This is a genomic window from Pseudomonas sp. MOIL14HWK12:I1 (assembly GCF_000510705.1).
Lineage (GTDB): Bacteria > Pseudomonadota > Gammaproteobacteria > Pseudomonadales > Pseudomonadaceae > Chryseomonas > Chryseomonas oryzihabitans.
In genome coordinates this window covers 1-15,155 of record NZ_KI783308.1, presented here as the reverse complement: position 1 = coordinate 15,155, position 15,155 = coordinate 1, and the positions used below count along the sequence as shown (strand labels likewise).

Annotated in this window: 14 protein-coding genes; 10 read left to right on the top strand and 4 right to left on the bottom strand. The window is 67.1% G+C overall.

Going from position 1 to position 15,155, the window contains the following annotated elements; all coding sequences use genetic code 11:
* Window positions 1–13 precede the first annotated feature (13 nt).
* The 3 genes from PSEK12I1_RS0117750 to PSEK12I1_RS0117740 all read left to right on the top strand — a co-directional run bounded on the left by PSEK12I1_RS0117750 (window position 14) and on the right by PSEK12I1_RS0117740 (window position 2,341).
* Window positions 14–496, top strand: a complete 483-nt coding sequence (locus tag PSEK12I1_RS0117750; protein ID WP_027602445.1) for a YbaY family lipoprotein — start codon at window positions 14–16, stop codon at window positions 494–496.
* A 71-nt stretch (window positions 497–567) separates the two neighbouring features.
* Window positions 568–1,293, top strand: coding sequence for an AraC family transcriptional regulator (locus tag PSEK12I1_RS0117745; protein WP_027602444.1), 726 nt, complete (start codon window positions 568–570; stop codon window positions 1,291–1,293).
* 103 nt (window positions 1,294–1,396) lie between these two features.
* The gene (locus PSEK12I1_RS0117740; RefSeq protein WP_027602443.1) at window positions 1,397–2,341 is read left to right on the top strand and encodes a DMT family transporter; all 945 of its coding nucleotides are present in this window, start codon (window positions 1,397–1,399) and stop codon (window positions 2,339–2,341) included.
* 29 nt (window positions 2,342–2,370) lie between these two features.
* On the opposite strand, the gene ung is transcribed toward PSEK12I1_RS0117740, so the two are convergent.
* From ung to PSEK12I1_RS0117720, 4 genes are all read right to left on the bottom strand, one after another.
* Window positions 2,371–3,066: a uracil-DNA glycosylase gene (gene ung / locus PSEK12I1_RS0117735; RefSeq protein ID WP_155951404.1), complete on the bottom strand. Its 696-nt coding sequence runs from the start codon at window positions 3,064–3,066 to the stop codon at window positions 2,371–2,373.
* 64 nt (window positions 3,067–3,130) lie between these two features.
* Window positions 3,131–3,430 (bottom strand): hypothetical protein, encoded by a 300-nt coding sequence (locus PSEK12I1_RS0117730; protein WP_007163043.1) that lies wholly within the window; start codon window positions 3,428–3,430, stop codon window positions 3,131–3,133.
* An 85-nt stretch (window positions 3,431–3,515) separates the two neighbouring features.
* Window positions 3,516–3,968, bottom strand: coding sequence for an NUDIX hydrolase (locus PSEK12I1_RS0117725; protein ID WP_007163044.1), 453 nt, complete (start codon window positions 3,966–3,968; stop codon window positions 3,516–3,518).
* 52 nt (window positions 3,969–4,020) lie between these two features.
* Complete coding sequence (locus PSEK12I1_RS0117720) at window positions 4,021–5,142, bottom strand: glycerophosphodiester phosphodiesterase (protein WP_037007184.1); 1,122 nt, start codon at window positions 5,140–5,142, stop codon at window positions 4,021–4,023.
* A 143-nt stretch (window positions 5,143–5,285) separates the two neighbouring features.
* On the opposite strand from PSEK12I1_RS0117720, the gene PSEK12I1_RS0117715 reads away from it, so the two are divergent.
* The 7 genes from PSEK12I1_RS0117715 to PSEK12I1_RS0117685 all read left to right on the top strand — a co-directional run bounded on the left by PSEK12I1_RS0117715 (window position 5,286) and on the right by PSEK12I1_RS0117685 (window position 14,781).
* A complete protein-coding gene (locus PSEK12I1_RS0117715) occupies window positions 5,286–5,501 on the top strand; it encodes a cysteine-rich CWC family protein (RefSeq protein ID WP_027602440.1) in 216 nt (71 codons plus the stop codon).
* Window positions 5,501–6,205: a pseudouridine synthase gene (locus PSEK12I1_RS0117710; RefSeq protein ID WP_027602439.1), complete on the top strand. Its 705-nt coding sequence runs from the start codon at window positions 5,501–5,503 to the stop codon at window positions 6,203–6,205. The genes PSEK12I1_RS0117715 and PSEK12I1_RS0117710 overlap by 1 nt, the downstream gene beginning before the upstream one ends.
* Window positions 6,206–6,264: 59 nt before the next feature.
* The gene (locus PSEK12I1_RS0117705) at window positions 6,265–7,236 is read left to right on the top strand and encodes an aldo/keto reductase (RefSeq protein ID WP_027602438.1); all 972 of its coding nucleotides are present in this window, start codon (window positions 6,265–6,267) and stop codon (window positions 7,234–7,236) included.
* Window positions 7,237–7,291: 55 nt separating this feature from the next.
* Window positions 7,292–8,218 carry a 23S rRNA (adenine(1618)-N(6))-methyltransferase RlmF gene (gene rlmF / locus PSEK12I1_RS0117700; protein ID WP_027602437.1) on the top strand — a complete coding sequence of 309 codons (927 nt, stop codon included), beginning with the start codon at window positions 7,292–7,294 and terminating at the stop codon, window positions 8,216–8,218.
* A gap of 480 nt (window positions 8,219–8,698) precedes the next feature.
* Window positions 8,699–10,336, top strand: a complete 1,638-nt coding sequence (gene mqo / locus PSEK12I1_RS0117695) for a malate dehydrogenase (quinone) (RefSeq protein ID WP_027597252.1) — start codon at window positions 8,699–8,701, stop codon at window positions 10,334–10,336.
* A 269-nt stretch (window positions 10,337–10,605) separates the two neighbouring features.
* Complete coding sequence (locus PSEK12I1_RS0117690; RefSeq protein WP_027602436.1) at window positions 10,606–13,245, top strand: glucosidase; 2,640 nt, start codon at window positions 10,606–10,608, stop codon at window positions 13,243–13,245.
* Window positions 13,246–13,365: 120 nt separating this feature from the next.
* Window positions 13,366–14,781: a diguanylate cyclase gene (locus PSEK12I1_RS0117685; RefSeq protein WP_027602435.1), complete on the top strand. Its 1,416-nt coding sequence runs from the start codon at window positions 13,366–13,368 to the stop codon at window positions 14,779–14,781.
* The last annotated feature ends 374 nt before the right edge of the window (window positions 14,782–15,155 follow it).

The window sequence follows — 15,155 nt, the reverse complement described above, 5'->3', positions numbered from 1 at the left end:
CCAGGATCTACCCATGAAAAGAATCGCCACCCTGCTCGCCACCTCGCTGCTGCTCAGCGCCTGTAGCGGGCTGCGCCCCGGTCCCGCGACGCCACCGCCGCCGGCCGGCCAGCCGCTGCCGCCCACCGAGCAGCCGCAGACCACCACCCCTGGCGTGCCGGCCCAGCCGAGCATGACCAGCCTCAGCGGCCAGGCCACCTTTACCGCCAACGAGCCGGTACCGCCCACCGCCAAGCTCACTGTCAGCCTCTACAGTGCCAGCGCCGGCGATACCCCTGCCGGTCGCCTGGCCCAGCGCACCCTGTTCGTCAAGCAACCCGGCCAGGTGCCCTTCCGCCTCGACTACGCCCCGGCCAAGGTCAAGAGCGGCGAGCGCTATCTGCTCAGCGGCCGCATCCTGCTGGGCGGTCGTCCGCTGTACCTGACCCAGGAGCCGGTGACCGTGGATCTGAACAGCGGTGGCGAGGTGGAATTGCCGCTGCAGCCGGTGCGCTGAACTCCAAGAGACTCGGCGTGGCATGCTAGGATCAAGGCTCTCGACCTCCCGCTTCTCCACCGAGGTGCGCCTTGACTCCTCGCCTCGCCATCAAGCGCTATCAGGGCGACCACCAGCCCCATGCCCATGCCTTCGCGCAACTGGTGCTGCCCATCCAGGGCGGCATGGAGCTGGAACTCGCCGGGCGTAGCGGGACGCGGCTGCATACCGGGCTCGCGGCCCTGGTGGCGCCCGACTGCGGTCATGCCCAGCAATCGGAGCCAGGCAGCCGCTTTCTGGTGATCGATTGCGCTGCCGACTGGTTGCCTGCCCCCATTCTGGATCGCGCGCTACGGCAGCCGGGGCTGGCGATTCCGCCTGCGACGCGGCAGCTGATCGCCTTCGCCGAGCTGACTTCGCCTGACGCCCTCGATCAACACGCGCCCGAACTCACCCGCCTGCTGCTCGCCTCGCTCGACGCCACTGCCGCCGGCTCGGCCTTCGACCGTTTGCTGGCCCAAGTGGAGGCCCAGCCCGCGGGTGACTGGAACAATGCGGCCATGGCCCGCCTGGCGGGCCTGGGGCTGACGCGGTTGCACCTGCTGTTCCACCAGCGTTTCAGCCAGACGCCCCAGGCCTGGCTGACCGATCTGCGGTTGCGCCAGGCGCAGCGCTGGCTGGGCGACAGCCGCCTGCCGATTGCCGACATCGCCCTGCGCGTCGGCTTTTCCGATCAGGCCGCCCTGACCCGCGCCATGACCCGCCGCCAGGGCATCAGCCCGGCCGCCTGGCGGCGCGGCCAGCGACTGCCCGGGTAACTCAGTCCAGCTAAGCAGTCCAGGTAAAAAGCCGCGCAGTCTCGCGCAAGACCGGTTCCCCTCGCCGTCGCCACACTGGTGGCGAATGGGTGGAGACGGTGCGATGCAGGAACGAGAACTATCGGCGGTGGGTATCGGCTATGGGCTGGCGGCAGGCCTGTGCTGGGGCGTGATCTTTCTGGCGCCGGCGCTGGTCCCCGACCTGAGCGGCGCCCAGTTCGCCGTGCTGCGCTTTCTCTGCTACGGGCTGGTGTCTCTCGGGCTGCTGCTGCGCTGCTGGCGCCGACTGCGCTCGCAACTGAGCTGGGCCGACGGCAGGCGCCTGTTCTGGCTCAGCCTGATCGGCAACCTGGGCTACTACACCCTGGTCGGCGTGGGCGTGAAGCAGGCCGGTATCGCGGCAACCACCCTGATCGTCGGCCTGATCCCGCTGCTGGTGGCCCTGGCCGGGCAGCGCGACGCGGGCGCCGTGAGTTTCGGTCGCCTCTGGCCGTCGCTCTGCTGCGCGCTGCTCGGCGTTGCCCTGATCAGCTACGAGACGCTGACCACCACCGCCGTCGGCGAGCAGCCCGCCCTGGGCCTGCTGTGCGCCTGTGGCGCCCTGCTGGCCTGGAGCTGGTTCGCGGTGGTCAACGCGCGCTTCCTGGCCAGGACGCCGATCGGCGCCCACGATTGGGGCCTGCTGCTGGGCGGGATGACCGGCGCCCAGGCCCTGCTGGCCGCGCCCTGGTTGCTCGGCGAGGCGCTGGCGTTGCGAGCACCGGCGGACTGGCTGCAGCCGCTGCTGGTGGCTGCCGGCGTGGCATTGCTCGCCTCGGTGATCGGTGGCGCCTGCTGGAACCAGGCCAGCCGCCGGCTACCCCTGACCCTGAGTGGCCAGGCCATCGTCATCGAGACCCTGGCCTCGCTGACCTATGGCTTTCTCTGGAACGGGCGCTGGCCGACTCGCCTGGAAGCCCTGGCGATCCTCCTGCTCCTGCTCGGGACGAGCTGGTGCCTGCAGTGCCACCGGCGCCCGGCCCGGACGGTAGCGGCGGCGGCGACCTGACCCTGAGGATCCGGCCGGCTGCGCCCCTCCTACGCCAGCGGCGGCAGTGCCCAGTCGATGGGCGTGAGCCCGGCGTTGCGCAGGAATTCATTGGTGCGACCGAAGTGGCCGTTGCCGATGAAGCCGCGGTGGGCCGACAGCGGCGAGGGATGCGCCGACTTGAGGATCAGGTGCTTCTGGGGATCGATGAGCGCCTGCTTGCTCTGGGCATGGCTGCCCCAGAGCAGGAACACCAGATTCTCGCGCTCGGCGCTGACCACCTCGATGATGCGATCGGTGAATCGCTGCCAGCCGGCCTTCGCATGGGAGCCGGCGTTGGCCTGCTCCACGGTCAGCGAGGTGTTGAGCAGCAGCACGCCCTGCTCCGCCCAGTGCTGCAGATAGCCATGGTTGGGAATGGGCAGGTTCAGGTCGCGCTTGAGTTCCTTGAAGATGTTCTGCAGCGACGGTGGCGCCGGCACCCCGGGTTGCACCGAGAAGCTCAGGCCATGGGCCTGGCCCGGACCGTGGTAGGGATCCTGACCGAGAATGACCACCCTGACCTGCTCCACAGGGGTGGTATTGAGAGCATTGAAGATCAGCGGACCGGGTGGATAAATGACCTTGCCCGCCGCCTTCTCGCGCCTCAAGAACTCGCTCAGCTGACGCATGTAGGGCTGCTCGAATTCGTCGCGCAGCGCGGCTTTCCATTGGGGGTCGAGCTTGATGCGATCGTCGTCCACGATTCGAGGCTTCCTGGTCAAGACAAGGGCAGCACCCTAGAAAAGCCGGCTGCCCCTGTCAAACCCGCTACCAGCGCGGACCGTAGCGCGGGCCCCAGCCGGGCGGACCATAACCCGGGCGCGGCCCCCAGCCCGGTGGTCCCCAACCGGGACCCGGCCCCCAGTGGGGCGGTGGTGGCGGGGCCGGTCGATAGTAGTAGCCGTAGCCATAGGGCCGCACGATGACCGCGGGCGGCGGATAGGCTGGCGTGCCGTAAAAGACCGCCGCGGGGGGTGCCGGACGGCTGTAATAGCGCGGGGACGTGTCGTAGACGGTGCAGCCGGTGAAGGTCAGGGCACAGAGCGACGCCAAGAGGAAATGGCGCATGGGGGAGATCTCCAGAACGGCCCGGATGGGCCTGGAGAAAGCTTAAGCTGCGCCCGCCGCTCGCGCTCGATTATCGCGCGTTCATTCAGCCGGGATTAAGAGACGCCGGTCCGCTTTCCTTCCGCTCGCCCAGGTAGTCCCGCAGCCGCGCCTGCAGATGGGGCACGCCCTGGGGATGGGCGAGAAAGTCGACGATACTCATCAGCTGCCAGTGCTGGCCTTCGTCACCGAAGCGGATGGCGGCGATCTCGGCGGGATGCAACTGCCCGGCGAACAGCCAGCTGGGCAGATAGCCCGGCTGACGCGGTGGATAGCAACGTCCCCAGGTCAGCCGCGCCTCATCCAGCACCAGGCCGAATTCCTCTTCCAGCTCGCGCAGGGCGCAACGCTCGGGCGTTTCGTCGTCTTCGCGCCCGCCGCCCGGCAGGTCCCAGAGAGCCGGCCAGGGGATGTCGGGCTTGTCATCGCGCTGATAGACCAGGATCTGCTCGGCGCAGAGCAGCGCCAGCTTGGCGCCGTTGAAGGCATGGCGGGACATGCGGAGGCCTCCGGTGGCGATGGGGGAGACCCCCAGGCCTCCCCGTCTGGACTCAGTAACCCAGCTGCTTGAGCAGGGCCGCGGGTGCCTGCTTGGCCGGACGCTCATAGAACTTCAGCAATTCGGCGGCGCGATTGCTGAAGAAGCCATCCACCCCACGCGGCGCGAGACGGGCGTAGTCCACCGCCGAATCCACCGTGTAGGCATGCACCAGCAGACCCCGCTCGTGGGCGACGTCGTTCATCCAGGGCTTCACCAGGTCCGCATAGCTCTGGTCGCCGCCCTCTTCCAGGGCTGCCGAGGGGCCGATGCCGATGGCGCCATGGGCCTTGGCCCACTCGATCCAGGCGGTGAAATCGCCCTCGGAGCGCACCTGCTGCTTGGCATAGTAGGCCGCCTTGCTGGCCTCGCCCGATTCGGCGTAGGTGGGCCCGGGCTTGGCCGGGATGTAGTCGTCACCCAGCCACAGCAGCAGGATCTTCGGCGTGTTGGGCATCTCCTTCTGCAAGAGCTCCAGGCTGCCTTTCTCGAAGGTCTGCAGGATCACCCGCCCGGGCATGGCGGCGACGCCGGTGGCGCCGGCCTTGGGCTTGCCGAGCCAACCGCGCTGGGTCAGCTTGGCCTTGAGGTCGCGCTCGATGCCGGGAAACAGCTTGGGCTGCTTGGTCTCGATGTAGAGACCCGGCTTGTTGCGACCGCCTTCGGCGATGTCGATGACCTCGTCCAGGGTGAGGATCCTGAGTCCGGCGAACTTTGGCCGGGCACGGTCGGGATGGGCCTGATTGAACCAGCTGCCGGCGTCCAGCGACTTGAGTTCGGCCAGGGTGAACTGGCTGACCGGCGCCTTGGCGCGCTCGGGGAAACGCTTGGCGACGTCGGTGGTGCGCTCCAGGGTATCGTCGTGCAGGGCGATGAGCTGGCCGTCCTTGGTGCGCTGTAGGTCGAGTTCCAGGTAATCGGCACCCAGCTCCCGCGCCACCAGGTAGGCCGGGGCGGTGGATTCGGGGGCGTCGAAGGAGGCGCCGCGATGGGCGATCACCGCCGGCCAGGGAATGCCGGCCTGCCGGGCCAGGGTCTGGCCGACATCGGCTTCGGTGGCCAGCGCCAGCTGGCTGACCAGCAGGGTGCCGGGAATGAGGGTACGGATCAGGGTGCGCAGAGCAGTTATTGTCATGGGTTCCTCGGGTGGTCCGACGATCGGAGCTAGGATGCAGCTTGCACCCCGGATGCGACAGTACGCAGACCCCCAGCGTAGCGGACGTTATCCAGGTCGCAATTTCCGGTACTCTGCCGCCCGCTTCGCCCGACGAGATCACCATGGCTGCATCGCTTACCCCCTTCGATCCCACCCGCTGCCCGCTGTGCGGCCAGGCCAACAGCTGCGCCCTGGCGGCCGGTGGCGAGCTCCGCGACTGCTGGTGCCTGCAGACGCCGATGGATCCCGCCGCCCTGGAACGCCTGCCCGCGGAAGAGCGTGATCGACGCTGCCTCTGCCCGGCCTGCGCGGCCGGCGTCGCTGGCGGGCCTCGCTGATGCGTCTGGATCGCTGGCTGGGCAACCGACCCGAGCTGGGCCGCAAACTCGCCCGGCGCCTGCTCGCGGAAGGTCGGGTAAGGGTCAACGGCGCCACCACCCTGCAGGCCGCCCAGGAGGTGTTCGCCTTCGATCGCATCGAGGCCGACGAGCGCCTGCTGCAGGACGGTCCCGGCGGCCGCTACCTGATGCTGCACAAGCCGCGCGGCTGCGTGAGCGCCACCGTCGACGCCCGCCATGCCACGGTGCTGGACTGTCTCGCCCCGGACCAGCGTGCCGATCTGCACCTGGCCGGACGGCTGGACTTCAACACCACCGGCCTGCTGCTGCTCACCAACGACGGCCAGTGGTCCCGCGGCCTGAGTCATCCGCGCCACAAGCAGACCAAGCGCTACCGGGTCACCACCGACGAGGTCATCCCCCAGCACCTGGTCGCGGCCTTTGCCGAGGGCCTCTACTTCGCCTACGAAGACCTCACCACCCAACCGGCGCGGCTGGAGCTGCTGGACGAGCACAACGCCTACCTGACCCTGGTCGAAGGTCGCTATCACCAGGTCAAGCGCATGTTCGGTCGCTTCGGCATCGAGGTCATCGCCCTGCACCGCGATCGCATCGGCAACCTGGTACTGGATCCGGCACTGGCCGAGGGCGACTGTCGTCCACTCACGCCCGCAGAGGTGGCGCTGCTACGTCCGGCGGATTAGGGGAACAGGAGCGGCGGGGCACCGGTCGGGATGCAGACACGTACCCCTGGAGACCTCTCATGCGTATCGATATCCCCTACCTCGGCTTTGGCGGTGCCCCGTTGGGCAACATGTTCCGCGAGGTAGGCGACGCCGAGGCCCGGGCGACCCTCGAAGCCGCCTGGGACGCGGGCATCCGCCTCTATGACACCTCGCCCCACTATGGCGCCGGGCTGTCGGAGCGACGTTTCGCCGAGGTGCTGGCCGACAAGCCGCGCAACGATTTCGTCCTCTGCAGCAAGGTCGGCCGCCTGCTGGAACCGGCCGATCAGCCGGAAAACGCGCCGCCGTTCGTCAACGAACTGCCCTTCAAGCGGGTGCTCGACTATTCCGCCGACGGCGCCCGCCGCTCCATCGAGGCCAGCCTGGAACGTCTCAAGACCGACCGCCTCGACCTGGTCTGGATCCACGACCTGTCGGAGGACCAGCACGGCCCGGCCTGGCGCGACTACTTCGCCCAGGCCATGCAGGGTGCGGCCAAGGCCCTTACCGAGATGCGCGAAGAGGGCCTGATCATGGGCTGGGGCCTGGGCGTCAACCTGGTGGAGCCCTGCCGCCTGGCGCTGGAGCAGAGCGATCCCGACGCCTTCCTGCTGGCCGGTCGCTATTCCCTGCTGGACCACCGCGAAGCCCTGGACACCCTCTTTCCCGAATGCGAACGCCGCGGCGTGGGCATCGTGGTGGGTGGGCCCTACAACTCCGGTCTGCTGGCGGGCGGCAAGCACTACAACTATGCCGAAGCCGAGCCGGCACTGCGCCGCAAGGTCGAGTTGATCGAGGGCGTCTGCCAGGATCATGGGGTGGACATCCGCGCCGCGGCCCTGCAGTTCTGCCTGGCCCATCCCACGGTGGCCGCTACCATTCCCGGCAGCAGCACCCCGGAGCGGGCCCGACAGAACGCCGAGCTGCTGCGGGCGCCCATCCCCGCCGCCCTCTGGCGCAACCTGCGCGAGATCGGCGTGCTGCCGGAGGACGCCCCGACACCCGCGTGAGTGAAAAGGGCGGCTGTGCTAGGCTCGCCGCCCCTTTTCCACCCTGCCTGCCCTCATGACCTCGCCCCGCCGCCCCCTGCCTGGCCGCCCCGCGCCCCTGCATCGCCGCAATCGCCACCAGGGCAGCTACGACTTTCCCGCCCTGATGCGCGCGAACCCGGCGCTCAGGCCCTTCGTGGCACCGACGCCGCGGGGCAATCTGTCCATCGATTTCACCGATCCCCAGGCGGTCCGGGCGCTCAACCGGGCCCTGCTGGCGCTGCATCACGGTGTGCGCGACTGGGACATTCCCGCCGATTTTCTCTGCCCACCGATTCCCGGCCGGGCGGATTACCTGCACCACCTGGCCGACCTGCTGGCCGAGGGCAATGGCGGCCGGATTCCCCGGGGCGCGACGACCCGCTTGCTGGACGTGGGTACGGGCGCCAATGGCGTCTATCCGCTGATCGGTTTCAAGGAGTATGGTTGGCACTTCGTTGGCAGCGACATCGCTCCGGCGGCGCTGGATGCCTTCGGACGCACCCTGGCGGCCAATCCGGATTGCGCCGCCGCCATCGAGTTGCGTCTGCAGCCGGAGCCTCAGGCGATCTTTGCCGGCATCCTGCAACCCGGCGAGCGCTATGCCGCCACCCTGTGCAATCCGCCCTTCCACGCCAGCCCCGACGATGCCGTCCGCGGCAGCCAGCGCAAGTGGAAGAATCTGGGCAAGACCACCGGCAAGCAGGTCCCCCTGCTCAATTTCGGCGGCCAGGCGGCCGAACTCTGGTGTCCCGGCGGCGAGGCGGCCTTCATCGACCGGATGATCCGCGAGAGCCGTGCCTGCGCACGCCAAGTCGGCTGGTTCACCTGCCTGGTATCCAAGGCAAGCAACCTGCCGCCGTTGCAGGCGGCGTTGCGCCGTGAGCAGGCCGGCGAGGTCCGCGTCGTCGCCATGGCCCAGGGCCAGAAGCAGAGCCGCTTTCTTGCCTGGCGCTTCGCCTGACCGATCTCCCCGCACTTGAACGACGACCCTTCGGCGGCTTTCTGACCGGTTTCGTCGGTGCTGCCGGCTGCCTGCGCGGCCGCGCCTGGAGCCGCTCCGGTGCGCTCTACGACCCATCTGACGTGACTTTGACCGGGGTCACACGAGATTAGACCAAAGGCTAATAGGCAAAGCCAATGAATTGCAGGCTAGGCAGCCCTATCCCTTCCCATTAAAATGTCCGGCAACAAAAACGCCACGCGCATGCAGCCGCGCCCGAGACCTCGTCTCCGGCCAGCCGCTGCCAAGGCCGTGCATCGCGTTTTTGCTCCGACTCCTCCGGTGACTCATGAGAGAGGGGCGGTGGAGGGACAAGAACCTGCCCTTGCGTGTTTCCGGCTGCATTCTGCCTCGCCCACTGCACATCCACCCATGTGCCATGGTGCCGCACCGCACCGAAACTCGATAAGCAGACCCAGCTTCTATCGAACGAGAGACCACATGCTGAAGAAAATGACTGGCGCGCTGCTCGGCGTCGCCATCGCCTCCGCCCTGGGCACCGCACAGGCCGAAGACACCAAGAAGGTCGACGTCCTGCTGATCGGCGGCGGCATCATGAGCTCCACCCTGGGCATCTGGCTGAACGAGCTGGAGCCGAACTGGACCATGGAAATGGTCGAGCGCCTGGACAAGGTCGCCGACGAGAGCTCCAACGGCTGGAACAACGCCGGTACCGGCCACTCCGCCCTGGCCGAGCTGAACTACACCCCGGAAGACAAGGACGGCAAGGTCACCATCGCCAAGGCCATCGAGATCAACGAAGCCTTCCAGATCTCCCGTCAATTCTGGTCCTGGCAGGTCAAGAACGGCGTCCTCAAGGACCCGAAGAGCTTCATCAACAGCACCCCGCACATGAGCTTCGTCTGGGGTGACGAGAACATCGCCTTCCTGAAGAAGCGCTACGAGGCGCTCAAGGCCAGCCCGCTGTTCTCCGGCATGCAGTACTCCGAGGATCCCGCGCAGATCAAGCAGTGGGTTCCGCTGATGATGGAAGGCCGCGATCCCAAGCAGAAGATCGCCGCCACCTGGAGTCCGCTGGGCACCGACGTCAACTTCGGCGAGATCACCCGCCAGTTCGCCGCCAACCTGCAGTCCAAGCCGAACTTCAAGCTGAATCTGTCCAGCGAAGTCGAGAACATCACCCGCAATGCCGATGGCAGCTGGCGCGTGGAGTACAAGAACCTCAAGGACGGCAAGAAGACCGAGACCGACGCCAAGTTCGTCTTTATCGGTGCCGGCGGCGGTGCCCTGCACCTGCTGCAGAAGTCGGGCATCCCCGAAGCCAACGACTACGCCGGCTTCCCGGTGGGCGGCTCCTTCCTGGTCACCGACAATCCCGAGATCGCCCAGCAGCACCTGGCCAAGGCCTACGGCAAGGCTTCGGTGGGCGCACCGCCGATGTCGGTTCCGCACCTGGACACCCGCATGCTCGATGGCAAGCGCGTGATCCTGTTCGGGCCCTTCGCCACCTTCTCCACCAAGTTCCTCAAGCAGGGTTCCTACCTGGACCTGCTGACCAGCACCAACACCCACAACGCCTGGCCGATGGTCCGCGTGGGCGTGGCCGAGTACCCGCTGGTGGAATACCTCGCCGGTCAGCTGATGCTGTCGGATGACGACCGCATGGCCGCCCTGCGCGAGTACTTCCCCAACGCCAAGAAGGAAGACTGGCGCCTGTGGCAGGCCGGTCAGCGCGTGCAGATCATCAAGCGCGACGCCGACAAGGGCGGCGTGCTGAAGCTGGGCACCGAGATCGTCGCCGCCAAGGACGGCAGCATCGCCGGCCTGCTGGGCGCCTCCCCGGGTGCCTCGACCGCCGCCCCCATCATGCTGAGCGTGCTGGAGAAGGTGTTCAAGGACAAGGTCGCGACTCCGGAGTGGCAAGCCAAGCTGCACCAGATCGTGCCCAGCTACGGCACCAAGCTGAACAGCGACCCCGCGCGCGTGCAGCAGGAGTGGAACTACACCGCCGAAGTCCTGCAACTGGCCACCCCGCCGGTCGCCACCGGCACCGAGAACGCCAAGGCCACCGCCAGCGCTCCGCGTGTCGAAAAGGCCGCCAACGACATGGCACTGTAAGTCGCTGCCAGGCCCGCTGCGTACGCAGCGGGCTCACCGCGAAGACCAAAGGCCCCACCCGGATCCGGCGTGGGGCTTTTTTTCGCCCGCGTCCGGCCCGGGCTAGAGCCCTTGCCGCGGCCGGAGCCCTGTGACGAAAACCGCAACGGCGTGAATTTTTTCCCGCCAGACAGGCACTAAAACTGCAGCGATACGCCGAGGCCGCTCTTTGCACGCCACAATGGTGATCTATCCTCGAGCCTTAACCGTTACCTGAATCTGGAGACACGATGACGGCACATCCCGCCCCGGGCATCCTGCATACCCGAGAAGGCCAGCGCCTGGCTGATACCGACGCCGCCGCCTGGCGACAGTGGGGACCCTACCTGAGCGAGCGCCAGTGGGCCACGGTCCGTGAAGACTACAGCGCCGACGGCGACGCCTGGCGCTACTTTCCCCACGACCATGCGCGCAGCCGCGCCTATCGCTGGGGCGAAGACGGCCTGGCCGGTTTCTGCGACAAGGCCCAGCAATGGTGCCTGGGCATCGCCCTCTGGAACGAGCGCGACCCCTTCCTCAAGGAACGGCTGTTCGGCCTGACCAACGCCGAGGGCAACCATGGCGAGGACGTCAAGGAGCTGTACTTCTACCTGGACGGGGTGCCGAGCCACGCCTACCAGAAGATGCTCTACAAGTACCCCCACGCCGCCTTTCCCTATGCCCAGCTCACCGAGGAAAACGCCCGGCGCGGGCTGAACGATCGCGAATTCGAGATCCTCGACACCGGCGTCTTCGCCGAGGACCGCTATTTCGACGTCACCGTCGAATACGCCAAGCACACCCCCGACGACATCCTCATGCGGGTCACCGTGGAAAATCGCGGGACCGAGCGCGCCAGCCTGCGGGTGCTGCCGCAGATCTGGTCACGCAACACCTGGGCCTGGACCGGTACCCCGCCGCGCTCCATGCTCAGCCTGGAAGGCGATCAGGTTCGCGCCAGCTATTTCGACCGGCCCGATCTGGTGGTCAGCGCCTGGGGCCCACGAGAGGCCGAGTGGCTGTTCTGCAACAACGAAACCAACCTGCCCCGCCTGACCGGTGAAGCTGCCGAGGGCCCCTTCAAGGACGGCATCAACGACTACGTGGTGCGCGGCGCCCGCGAGGCGATCCGCCGCGATTTCGGCAGCAAGGCGGCCGCCCATTTCGCCGTGGAACTGGAGGGTGGCGCCAAGACCGTGGTCTACCTGCGTCTGGCGCCCACCAATGCGCTGTCGGTGGATGCCGATGCGATCTTTGCCGAGCGTATCGCCGAGGCCGACGCCTTCTATGCCGCCCTGCAGGAAAAGATCGCCGATCCCGATGCCCGCCTGGTGCAGCGCCAGGCCCTGGCCGGCCTGCTCTGGTCCAAGCAGCTCTACTATTTCGAGGTCAATCGCTGGCTCGATGGCGATCCGGCCCAGCCGACGCCGCCGGCGCAGCGCCAGCGCATCCGCAACGGCCACTGGCGGCACCTGCTCAATTTCGACATCGTCTCCATGCCGGACAAATGGGAGTACCCCTGGTACGCCTCCTGGGACCTGGCCTTCCAGGCGGTGGCCTATGCCCTGATCGATCCCGGCTTCGCCAAGCAGCAGTTGCTGCTGCTGGTGAAGGACAGATTCATGCACCCCAATGGCCAGCTGCCGGCCTACGAGTGGAATTTCGAGGACGCCAATCCGCCGGTGCATGCCTGGGCCACCTGGCACGTCTACCTGCAGGAAAAGTCCCTGACCGGGGTGGGCGACCGGGTCTTTCTCGAGCGTGTCTTCCACAAGCTCCTGCTGAATTTCTCCTGGTGGATCAACCGCAAGGACACCGAGGGTCGCAACATCTTCCAGGGCGGCTTTCTCGGCCTGGACAACATCGCCCTCTTCGATCGCTCGGCACCCCTGCCGGAGGGCTATCACCTGGACCAGGCCGACGGCACCGCCTGGATGGCCGCCTATGCCCTGGACCTGATGCGCATCGCCCTGGAGCTGGCCAAGGAAAATCCGGTGTACGTCGATCTGGGGGTCAAGTTCTTCGAGCACTTCCTGCACATCGCCGGCGCCATCAACCACAGCGACGACCGCGAAGACGGCCTCTGGGACGAACAGGACGAATTCTTCTATGACGTCCTGCACAAGGCGGATGGCAGCGCCGAGCCGCTGCGCCTGAGGTCCATCGTCGGCCTCATCCCGCTGTTCGCGGTGCAGGTGCTGGAACAGCGCGAGCACGAGGGCCTCCCCGGCCTCGGCGGACGACTGCGCGGCTTCCTGCGCCAGCGTCCGGATCTCGCCCGACTGGTCTCGCGCTGGACCGAGCCCGGCCAGGGCAACAGATTCCTGCTCTCGCTGCTGCGCGGCCATCGCACCAAGCTGCTGCTCAAGCGCATGCTGGATGACAACGAATTCCTCTCCGAATACGGCATCCGCTCGCTGTCCAAGGCCCACGAACAGCAACCCTTCGAGATGCGCCAGGCCGACGGCAACCTGCTCAGCGCCCGTTATCAGCCAGCGGAATCGGATTCGCGCCTGTACGGCGGCAATTCCAACTGGCGTGGACCGCTGTGGATGCCGATCAACTACATGCTCATCGAGTCGCTGCACGAATTCCACCGCTACTACGCCGACAGCTTCTCGGTGGAATACCCCAGTGGTTCGGGCTACCTGGCCAATCTGGAAGAGGTCGCCGACGGCCTCAGCCAGCGCCTGACCCGGCTGTTCCTAAAGGACGCCGATGGTAAGCGCCCGAGCATGGTCGACTATCCGCAATTGCAGAACGATCCGCGCAGTCGCGACCTGGTGCTGTTCCACGAGTATTTCCACGGCGAAAACGGCCGCGGACTCGGGGCTTCCCACCAGACCGGCTGGAGCGCCCTGGTGGCACTGCTGATGCAACCCCGGCGCTAGCCGAGCACGCCGTGGTGCCGGTACCGACCGGCACCACGGCGGACTGTGGCAAGGCTGCAGTTTTCCTCGGCCACCCCGGGTACTATGCTCTAGCCAGACATCCCGCCTTCGCGAGCCCGCATGACTGCCCCCGATGACGCCCAGCGTCTCCACGCCCTGAGCGAGTTGCAGATTCTCGATAGCGGCGTCGAAGCCGCCTACCAGGACATCGTCGTCCTGGCCTGCCAGCTAACCCGGGCGCCGGTGGCCTTCATCACCCTCGCCGATCGACACCGTCTCTGGTTCAAGGCCTGTCAGGGCCTGACGCTAGCCGAGGTGCCGGTCGACGCCTCCCTCTGCCACCTGGCGATCCGTACCCCGCGTGAGCCCTTCCTGGTGGAAGACCTGCAAGGCGACCCACGCGTCGCCCATCTCCGGTCCGCTCCCGGGCTGGAAGGGATGCGTGCCTACCTGGGCATCCCCCTGCTCGACCGGCACGGGGTCGCCCTGGGCACCCTCTGCGTGATGGACGACCGGGTTCGGCGTTTCGAGACGGCTCAGGTCGACAACCTGCAACGGCTGGCCAGACAGGTCATCATCCTGCTGCAACAGCGCGAGACCCTGCGCCAGCTGGAAGAGCTGGACATCAACTTTTCCGCCTTCATGAACAACGGGCCCTTCATCGCCTACATCAAGGACCGCGACTGGCGCTACCGCTATGTCAACGAGCCGTTCCTGCAGCAGCTGGAATTGACCCGCGACGAGGTCATCGGCCAGGACGACTTCACCATCTGGCCAGAGGCGGCGCCCCGTTTTCGCCAGGTCGACGAGCAGGTGATGAACGAACTCAAGCCGAGCCGACTCGTCGAGCGCATGACCGCCCTCGATGGCCGCCGCCTCTTCTGGCAGTCCTACAAGTTTCCCCTGGTCACCCGCCAGGGCATCGCCCTGGCGGGCCTGTCGGTGGACGTCACCGAGCACATCGAGCAACAGCACATGCTGGAGGCCTCGCAGCGCCAGTTGCTGGGCATGATGCAGGCCGCCGAGCAGCGCAGCGTCACCGATGCCCTGACCGGCCTGTTCAATCGACGCGCCTTCGACCTGCGCCTGGCGGAGCACCTGCTGCGCGCCGAGGAGCAGCGCACGCCGCTGTCCATGCTGTTGATCGACGTGGATCACTTCAAGGCCTACAACGACGCCTATGGTCACCAGGCGGGTGATAGCGCCTTGCAGGCCGTCGGCCAGCTGCTGCTGCAGAGCTGTCGCGACAACGACGCCTGCTTCCGCTACGGCGGCGAGGAATTCGCCATCCTGCTGCCGGGTGCCGATCTCACCGCGGCCCACCTGGTGGCCGAGCGCTGCCGCGCCGCCGTCGCCAACAACGCCTGGTCACGACGTCCCATCACCCTGAGCGTCGGCCTGGCCACCCACAGGGCCGGGATGGATGCCTACACCCTCACCGAAGGCGCCGACCGGGCGCTCTATGCAGCCAAGGGCGCCGGCCGCAACCGCATCGCCGCGGAACCCGGCCCCGAAGCCCCTGCCAATCCGGAATGACGCCCAAAACAAAAAACCCGCCGAAGCGGGTTCTTTGTTGCGACCATCCCAACGTCCTGTCAGGCGCCATCCTGGCCTGGTCTTCATCCGTGACCTCAGAGCTGCGCATCCTGCGCGGCTGATGGGTGTAGATTACGCAGCCCCCGCAGGTGGCAACATGGCCAGGTGACACCAGTGCGTGTAAGCCTTTTGCCATACCCCGCCCGGCTCGCCTACCAACCTCAAATCGCGCCCAACAAAAAACCCGCCGAAGCGGGTTCTTTGTTGCGNCCATCCCAACGTCCTGTCAGGCGCCATCCTGGCCTGGTCTTCGTCCGTGACCTCAGGGCTGCGCATCCTGCGCGGCTGATGGGTGTAGATTACGCAGCACCCGC

Bases quoted from the DNA above. Each gene is read 5' to 3' on its own strand.
- PSEK12I1_RS0117750 (WP_027602445.1), top strand. From the start codon at position 14: ATGAAAAGAATCGCCACCCTGCTCGCCACCTCGCTGCTGCTCAGCGCC.
- PSEK12I1_RS0117740 (WP_027602443.1), top strand. From the start codon at position 1,397: ATGCAGGAACGAGAACTATCGGCGGTGGGTATCGGCTATGGGCTGGCG.
- PSEK12I1_RS0117730 (WP_007163043.1), bottom strand. From the start codon at position 3,430: ATGCGCCATTTCCTCTTGGCGTCGCTCTGTGCCCTGACCTTCACCGGC.
- PSEK12I1_RS0117725 (WP_007163044.1), bottom strand. From the start codon at position 3,968: ATGTCCCGCCATGCCTTCAACGGCGCCAAGCTGGCGCTGCTCTGCGCC.
- PSEK12I1_RS0117720 (WP_037007184.1), bottom strand. From the start codon at position 5,142: ATGACAATAACTGCTCTGCGCACCCTGATCCGTACCCTCATTCCCGGC.
- PSEK12I1_RS0117715 (WP_027602440.1), top strand. From the start codon at position 5,286: ATGGCTGCATCGCTTACCCCCTTCGATCCCACCCGCTGCCCGCTGTGC.
- PSEK12I1_RS0117710 (WP_027602439.1), top strand. From the start codon at position 5,501: ATGCGTCTGGATCGCTGGCTGGGCAACCGACCCGAGCTGGGCCGCAAA.
- PSEK12I1_RS0117705 (WP_027602438.1), top strand. From the start codon at position 6,265: ATGCGTATCGATATCCCCTACCTCGGCTTTGGCGGTGCCCCGTTGGGC.
- rlmF (WP_027602437.1), top strand. From the start codon at position 7,292: ATGACCTCGCCCCGCCGCCCCCTGCCTGGCCGCCCCGCGCCCCTGCAT.
- mqo (WP_027597252.1), top strand. From the start codon at position 8,699: ATGCTGAAGAAAATGACTGGCGCGCTGCTCGGCGTCGCCATCGCCTCC.
- PSEK12I1_RS0117690 (WP_027602436.1), top strand. From the start codon at position 10,606: ATGACGGCACATCCCGCCCCGGGCATCCTGCATACCCGAGAAGGCCAG.
- PSEK12I1_RS0117685 (WP_027602435.1), top strand. From the start codon at position 13,366: ATGACTGCCCCCGATGACGCCCAGCGTCTCCACGCCCTGAGCGAGTTG.